This is a genomic window from Corallococcus sp. AB018 (assembly GCF_003986945.1).
Lineage (GTDB): Bacteria > Myxococcota > Myxococcia > Myxococcales > Myxococcaceae > Corallococcus > Corallococcus exiguus.
The window spans coordinates 23,143-30,519 of the sequence record NZ_RAWR01000124.1; the positions used below are offsets into that span (position 1 = coordinate 23,143).

Genomic DNA, 7,377 nt, shown 5'->3' on the forward strand with positions numbered 1-7,377 from the left:
GGTGCCCCCTCGGACAAGGAGTCCCCCTTCATGCCTGGAATGTCATTGCTGCGCGTCGTCGTCGGCGTCTGCACGGGTCTGGCGTTGACTGCGTGCGGTGGGCCCATGACGCCCGAGGAGGCCGCGGCCGAGGAGGCTTCACTGGCCACGACGGAGGCCGCGCTGGGCTCGTGCGCGAACTGGTCCGAGTGGATCAACTCGGGCGGGCAGTATTGTTCGGACAACCGCGCGTGTGGCCTCTATTGGTATTGTGAGGGTGATCCGATGGCGGCTGCTCCCCGTTCCATCACGGGGGGCGGGCCTGAGCACCTCCCTCCGCCGTGCGACGATGGCAGCTACCCCTACCAGCGCGGCAAGCCGGGCCTGTTCAATCAGCAGTACAGCTATCGCGTGTGTTTCGACGCGGGCGGCACCTACACGCACACGGAATATCAATACCAGTACGCCTTCAGCGGGACCTGCGGCTGCTGATCAGCTCCACCACCAGGCCGCCGCGGCGATCAGACTTCCCGCAACGGAGACGGCCACCCACTTGAGCCACAGTGCTTGTGAGGACGGTGGCGGTGTCTCTTCGGAGGGCCGGAACCGCTTCGCGGGAGGAGCGGGCTCCGGCGGCCGGGACACCGGGCGCTGGGGCCTCAACGCCTGGGTCGGCGCCTCCGAGCGCAGTGGAGGCGCGGGCTCCAGGGGCAGGGTGGGCAGGACCTCCGGCTTCATCACCTCCGTGGGCTCGGAGGCGGGAGGCTCGGGCAGGGCCGGACGGAGCCTCCGGGGCTTCGCTGGGACGCCGGTGGGTGGCTCCATCAGCCGGGAGGGGAAGAGCGGGGACTCGCCCAGCCGGGCCAGCTCCGCGCGGAGCTCCTTCGCCACGGCGGCGGCCTCCGTGGGCCTGTCCTTGCGGCCCTTGGCGAGCAGTGCTTCCACCAGCGACACCAGCGACGCGGGAATCCCCGGGCGCTGCGGCGTGAGCGGTGGCGGAGCGTCATACAGCACCGACTCCATCACCGCGCGTCCGCGCTGGATGGGGAACGGCCGCCGTCCGGCGAGCAGCTCGTAAAGGCAGATGCCCAGCGAGTACAGGTCCGCGCGCGCGTCCAGGACCTCGTCGCGGATCTGCTCCGGGGACATGTATGCCAATTTCCCCATCACCACGCCGGATGTCGTCTGCGTGCCTTCCGACGTCTTCACGATGCCGAAGTCCGCGATCTTCACCGTGCCGGTGTAGGACAGCAGCAGGTTGTCCAGGGACACGTCGCGGTGGATGAGCTCCATCCACTTGCCCGACTCCGGGTTGACGAACTGGTGCACGTACGCGAGCCCGTCACAGGCCTGCGCGATGGCATCCAGGATGGGGCCTGGTGGCAGCAGCTCCGGCCGGCTCGCCGCGTGGATGTGCGCGAGGCTGGAGCCCGCGACGTACTCCATGGACAGGTAGACCTGGTCGTCGATGACGCCCGTCTCCAGCACCCGCACCACGTTGAGGTGGTGCAGTCCGGCGGCGACCTCCGCCTCACGCAGCAGTCGGCGGCGGAAGCGGACGTCGGCGGCGTGCTCGGAGTGGATTCGCTTGAGGACGACCGGCTCTTCCCAGCCCTCGCGTTCCGCGAGCGAGACGCGCCCCATGCCGCCTTCACCAATGTCCCGCAGGACGCGGTACGGCCCGAATCGCTGGACGTCGTTCATTCCGGGGCAAGCCTACCGTCACTCACGCCCGGAACGCAGGATCACGCAGCGGGTCAGCCGCCGACCCGAGCCGGGTCGCTGGCCTGGAGCTCCTCTTCGGCCCCGATGCGTCCCTGGCCACTGCCGGTGTGCTTGGAGCCCGCGGACCGGGAGCTATCGCCCGTCGCCACCCGGCCACGGCGGGAGCCTTCCGGCGCGTCCGCGCCCACCAGCTTCGCGAACAGGTCGCGGACCCGCTCGGCCAACTTCTGGAAGGGGGAGGATGGCTTCGGCCTGGCCGCGCCCGCCGCCCCGCTCTCCGAAGGCACGAAGCTGCACGAGACGGAACCGGAGTGGCCACCGCCCTGGCCCCTCACGCTGGAGCCGGAGGCGCAGGGCCGCGCCTGGCCGCCCTCACCCACGGGGCCGCGATGGAGGCGGTCCTGGATCAAGAGGCCAGGCCGGTCATGGCTGGGGCCGCCCTGGAAGAGGTCCGGCGGATCCCTGTAGCCCTGGGCGCTGCTGGAGGATCCGTGCCCGCCAGCCAGGCTCTGCCCGGACGCGCGATGCACCGGAAGCTGGGTGGGCTGCTCGGGCTGCGTGGGGCTCGACAGCGGGCGGGAGATCTTCACGAAGCACCTCAGGACGGAGTTCCTGAAACCATCATCGGACCCACCACGTTCCGAGTTTCCGAGGAGTCCCGGAAAACCGAAGACGCGTCTGGGATGCAGCGCGTCAGCGTTCAAAGCCAGACAGCGCTTCCGCGCCCACCAGAAGGTGGAGGGAAGGGGTGCGACAGGTATGGTGCGGCGCGATGACGACCGCCCCGCGCCCCAAGAGCGTTCCTCCTGAAGCCACCTTCGATGCCTCCACCAAACTCTGGCGATGCGGAGGTCCCAACGACGCGCGCGAGCGCCTGTGGATCCATCCGTCGGGACTGCTGCTGCTCGACGCCACGCGCAAGGACGGCAAGCTGGATGGAGAGATCAAATGGTCGCTCGGCATCCACGAGATGTCGGAACACGCACCGCGCCTGGCCATGCAGGAGGCGCTTGGGCTGCCGAACGGGCCGAACAATACGATGATCGCGACGTTCGCGGACGGCGCGCTGGTCGAGGTGCGCTTCCGCCCCGGCTTCGACTTCCCGGACGAGCTGCGGATTGAACTGCGTGATGGCGTCATCGACGGTGCCCTCGAGTGGGTCGTCGGCCCGGTCGATGGCGCCCTGTTCGAGTACGCCGGCACGAAGCTCCTGCACAAGATCTTCAAGGTCCCGAAGCCCTGGCCTCATCGCCTGACGGCGGTGTTCGCCAAGGGCAAGCTGAAGAGCACGACGTTCTTCGCCAAGGACGGCACGCCGCTCGACGTGAGCAAGCCCACGCTCACCGAGTGGGGGGAGAGCACCGAGGCGAGCACCCTGGCCGGCTACATCGAGCGCGGTGACTTCGCGGCCGACGCGGCGCGCTTCTTCCCGAAGGCGCCCCGCGTGTCGAAGCCCGGCAGCAAGAAGGTTCGTGCCGTTCCCGCGGGTCGTGCGCTGGACGAAGTGGTGACGGGCGGTGGCGTGCCGTCGATGACCCTCGCCTTCGACTTCGACAGCTACGGCTTCGACTGCAAGAAGGAGGACCTGGCCGGTGCGAACGACGACAAGTACGTCGGCATCGCGAGCGACGGCTCCGGCGAGATGTTCCTCCTCGACGTCACGACGGGAGCGGTCGTCCGCTACGCGCACGAGGAGGGCTCTGTCTCGCCGGCCTTCGACTCACTCGATCAGCTCGCCTTCGCGCTCCTCCGCGTAGAGGCGGCCGCGAAGAAGCTGATCCCGAAGGCGAAGGTCTCGGCGTTGTTCAAGCGGCTGGACCTCAAGGTGGCCGCCGCGCTCCTGAAGGAGTACTGAGCGCGCGTGCGTGGGAGGAACGGCGTCTTCAGTCCCTCCGGTGGGGCGTGCAGGGGGGATCGCCCTGCGTCCCGCCGGAGTTGCCCCGGCCGCCCGCGCGGATGCTGCTGCCGGAGGCGGTCGTGCCCGGGCCGCCGGGGCCCTGTGAGGGCTTGAACTTGTCCCGGTCCTCGATGCCCTGTCCGCCACTCGATGCGCCTGCGCCGACGCGGCTGCTGCTGCCTGAAGCACCCTGCTTGCTGTCACCCACGTTCGAGCTGGCCACTGGCCCGTCGAAGTCGTCGGAGGGGCTCTGCTTCGCGGGCGGCTTCGGCGGGACCGGCTGCGGCACGGAAGGGCGCGGCGTCGAGGTCGGCGACGCGGGCGGGGACGACGGCGGACGGGAGATCTTCACGGCGCACCTCGAAGGGCGGAAGACGTCCCACAATCATCGCCCGGGGCCTGTCCTGAGTTTCCTGTATCACCAGGAAGACAGGTTACCTGCCCCGGAGGGCAGGTGGGCCTATGCGGGCATGCCTTCGCGAGCGTCCACGCCAATCACGTCGCGCACGGAGGCGAAGCCGTCCCGGGCCAGCAGGGCGCCCAGCTCCGGGAGGATGCGGTCCACCATGCCCGGGCCCTCGTAGATGAAGCCCGTGTACACCTGCACCACGGTGGCGCCCGCGCGCAGCTTCTCGTAGACGTCCTGCGCGGTGAACACGCCGCCCACGCCGATGAGGGGCAGGGCGCCCTTACCGCGCTGGTACGCGCGGCGGATGACGGCGTTGGACAGCTCGCGCACGGGGGCGCCGGACAGGCCGCCGGCCTCCTTCGAGTGCTGGTGCTCGAAGGGGCGGGTGAGCGTGGTGTTGGAGGCGATGAGCCCGGACAGCCCGCGCGCCATCGCCACGTCCACCACTTCATCCACGGCCTCGGGCGTGAGGTCCGGGGCGATCTTCAGGAACAGCGGCGTGCCCGGAGCCACGGCTTCCATCCGTTCACGCACGGCGAGCAGCAGCGCGGACAGCTGCTCTGGCTCCTGCAGCTTGCGCAGGCCCGGCGTGTTGGGCGAGGACGCGTTGACGACGACGTAGTCCCCCAGCGACGCGAGCGCATCCACGCACGCCACGTAGTCGTCCACCGCGCGCTCCAGCGGCGTGTCCTTGTTCTTGCCGATGTTCACGCCCAGCGGGCCGGGCTTCCACGAGCGGGCCTTGAGGCGCTCCGCCGCGGTGGCCGTGCCGTGGTTGTTGAAGCCCATGCGGTTGATGACCGCGCGGTGCTCCGGCAGGCGGAACAGGCGCGGCTTCGGGTTGCCCGGCTGGGGCTTCGGCGTGACGGTGCCAACCTCCACGGCGGAGAAGCCGCAGGCGAACAGCCCGTCCACGGCCTCCGCGTCCTTGTCCAACCCGGCGGCGAGCGCCACCGGGTGGGCGAACTTCAGCCCCGCCAGCTCCACGGACAGGTCCATGGGGGCACGGCGCAGCGTGTGCTCGCGCATGGCGCGGCAGCGGGCGTTCCACTTCCCCAGGGCCGCGAGCCCCGACATGCCCAGCCGGTGCGCGGGCTCCGGGGGCAGGCTGAAGAGCAATGCGCGAGTCAGGCCGTACATGCGTCAGGCCGGGATGAAGGACGCCTCGCGCGCCCACGCGAGTGCCTGGTCCACCTGCTCGGTGGTGAGCAGGTTGTTGGACTCGACGATTTCAATCTCCCGCCGCATGTCCGTCTCCAGCAGGTAGGGGCCGTCCGTGTTGATGGTGAACTTCACCTTGCGGTCCCAGAACGTCTGCATGATGTGCTTGAGTTCCTGCAGGTCCGCCACGGCCTTGGTGTGGATGTTGGACGTGGGGCACAGCTCCAGCGTGATGTTGTTCTCACGCAGGATCTTCATCGCGGACTCGTCGTACGCGGCGCGGATGCCGTGGCCGATGCGGTGGGGCTTGAGCTTCTCCACCGCCGCCATCAGGCCGTTGGCGCCCGTGCCGGCCGTCTCGCCGGTGTGCACGGTGCACTTGAGGCCGGCCTTGCGAGCGCGGGCGTAGAGATCCTCGTACTCCGAGAGCGACGACTTGTGCTCCATCGCGTCGCGCTCCGTGCCGGCCAGGTCGATGCCGTACACGCCGCGCGAGCGGTACTTGATGGCCTTCTCCACGATGATGCTGTTGAGCTTGTGGTCGAACTCGCGGGCCAGGCAGAAGATGAGGCCCACCTTCACGCCGTACTCCAGCGTCGCGCGGTCCATGCCCCGCAGCGCCGCGTGGATGATGTGGTCCAGATCCAACTCGCTGGAGAGGTTGCGCTTCATCGGATTGAAGCGCAGCTCGATCTGCGTGACGCGGCTGCCCCGGTACTCCTTGCCAATCACCTCGTAGACGGAGCGCTCGATGGCGCTGGGAGAGGATTGGATCTTCTCCGTCCAGGTGTGGAGGATCTTCAGGTAGTCGTCGAGGCTGCCCACCTTGCCCGGACGGGAGGTGATGAGCTCGACGAAGTCGAAGTAGTTCTTGACGGGGAGCTTGAAGCCCTGCTGGTGGGCAATGGACCACAGGATGTGCGGAGCCACCGCGCCACCCACGTGGATGTGAAGGTCAATGAGGTCGCGAACCATGGCGGCATGTATGCACAGCCACGGCCACGCGTAAAGCTATCGGCGCAGCAGCACGTAGACGGCGCCAGCCCCGCCGTCCTGCGGACGGGCAGTGGAGAACGCCAGCACCATCCGCTCCAGCCGCTTCTGCGACAAGAGGTCTCTCACCGCGTCCTTGAGCACCGGGATCTGATCCTTGGAATTCAAACCGCGCCCGTGGACGATGAGCACGCAGCGGCGCTTGGCGCGGCGGCTGTCGGACAGGAAGCGCTCCACGGCGGCCTGGGCCTCGCGCTGCGTCTTGCCGTGAAGGTCCAGCCGGTCCTGCACGGAGAAGTCCCCCCGGCGCAGCGAACGCAGCAGGTTGGGGTCGGCGCCGGGGGAAGCGCCCTCGAAGGCCGTGTCCGAGCCGGTGAAGGACAGGGGCCCGTCCACGGCGACCAGGTCGGAGAGCTGCGCGAGCGCCTCCGCGTTGTCGTCGATGAGCTCCGGCAGGCGCGGGTTCGTCTTGGGGGCTTCACCGCGGTGGGTGATCTGCTGCACGCCGTCCATGGCGGAGAAGAAGAGGCCCACGTCGTCGTCTTCCGGACGCGCCTTGGGGGCCTTGGTGGGCTTCTGCGCGACGGCCTTCTTCTTCGAGGCCTCCGCGGCGGCGGCCGCTGCCTTTTCCTGCTTCTCCTGGTCCTGGAGCGTCTTGATGGCGGACTTGAACGGGTTGTTCTGGAACTCCGCTTCCTTCTTCTTCGGGGGACGCTGGCTCATGGGATTCCTGTCTTCTAACCCGGGCTACAGGCCGCGCAGCCTGCGGATTTCCTCGTAGGCGTCGCGGGCGGCCTGGAACCGGCGGGCGGCCTGCTCGGCGGCCTTGGGCGCCAGGTGGGCGGCCTTGTCCGGATGGAAGCGGGCGGCGAGCTTGCGGTAGGCGCTCTTCACCTCCGCGTCGGTGGCGTCCGGGGGGAGGCCCAGCGTCTGGTAGTGGGCGGTGGCGTCGCCCAGGTGCAGTTCGGCCAGGGCCTGGACCTTGGCGTCGGGGACGTCCAGGCCTTCGGCCATGCGCTTCAGGGCCTCGCGTTCAGAGCGCTGGAGGGGGCCGTCCGCGAGCGCCATCTCATAGAGCGCGTCCAGCAGGCGGAGCCGTTCGCCCGAAGGCAGGGAGTCCAGGCAGGAGGCGAGGGAGGCAGGGGCGTCCAGGGAGGCGGGGCGGGAGAGGAAGTCCTTGAGGTAACGGCGCACGGCCTGGACGGTGTGGGCG

General features: G+C 69.2%; 9 protein-coding genes. 2 read left to right on the forward strand and 7 right to left on the reverse strand.

Features of this window, described 5'->3' with window-relative positions; genetic code table 11:
- Window positions 1-30: 30 nt before the first annotated feature.
- Window positions 31-471, forward strand: coding sequence for a hypothetical protein (locus tag D7Y11_RS24890; RefSeq protein WP_126934949.1), 441 nt, complete (start codon window positions 31-33; stop codon window positions 469-471).
- Here D7Y11_RS24890 and D7Y11_RS24895 read toward each other — a convergent pair whose 3' ends face one another.
- Entirely contained in the window at window positions 472-1,683 is a 1,212-nt protein-coding gene (locus D7Y11_RS24895) for a serine/threonine-protein kinase (RefSeq protein ID WP_120575611.1), read from the reverse strand.
- A 53-nt stretch (window positions 1,684-1,736) separates the two neighbouring features.
- Complete coding sequence (locus D7Y11_RS24900) at window positions 1,737-2,294, reverse strand: hypothetical protein (RefSeq protein WP_120575612.1); 558 nt, start codon at window positions 2,292-2,294, stop codon at window positions 1,737-1,739.
- A 182-nt stretch (window positions 2,295-2,476) separates the two neighbouring features.
- On the opposite strand from D7Y11_RS24900, the gene D7Y11_RS24905 reads away from it, so the two are divergent.
- A complete protein-coding gene (locus D7Y11_RS24905) occupies window positions 2,477-3,559 on the forward strand; it encodes an SMI1/KNR4 family protein (protein ID WP_126934950.1) in 1,083 nt (360 codons plus the stop codon).
- Window positions 3,560-3,587: 28 nt separating this feature from the next.
- Here the strand turns inward: D7Y11_RS24905 and D7Y11_RS24910 are convergent, their stop codons facing one another.
- The 5 genes from D7Y11_RS24910 to D7Y11_RS24930 all read right to left on the reverse strand — a co-directional run.
- Window positions 3,588-3,953: a hypothetical protein gene (locus D7Y11_RS24910; RefSeq protein WP_126934951.1), complete on the reverse strand. Its 366-nt coding sequence runs from the start codon at window positions 3,951-3,953 to the stop codon at window positions 3,588-3,590.
- 108 nt (window positions 3,954-4,061) lie between these two features.
- A complete protein-coding gene (locus D7Y11_RS24915) occupies window positions 4,062-5,150 on the reverse strand; it encodes a quinone-dependent dihydroorotate dehydrogenase (RefSeq protein ID WP_126934952.1) in 1,089 nt (362 codons plus the stop codon).
- Window positions 5,151-5,153: 3 nt separating this feature from the next.
- Window positions 5,154-6,146 carry an adenosine deaminase gene (add, locus tag D7Y11_RS24920; RefSeq protein ID WP_120575618.1) on the reverse strand — a complete coding sequence of 331 codons (993 nt, stop codon included), beginning with the start codon at window positions 6,144-6,146 and terminating at the stop codon, window positions 5,154-5,156.
- Between the two features lie 36 nt (window positions 6,147-6,182).
- Complete coding sequence (locus D7Y11_RS24925; protein WP_121753083.1) at window positions 6,183-6,887, reverse strand: Smr/MutS family protein; 705 nt, start codon at window positions 6,885-6,887, stop codon at window positions 6,183-6,185.
- 24 nt (window positions 6,888-6,911) lie between these two features.
- A partial coding sequence (locus D7Y11_RS24930) for a DnaJ domain-containing protein (protein WP_158641993.1) occupies window positions 6,912-7,377 on the reverse strand: 466 nt, incomplete at its 5' end.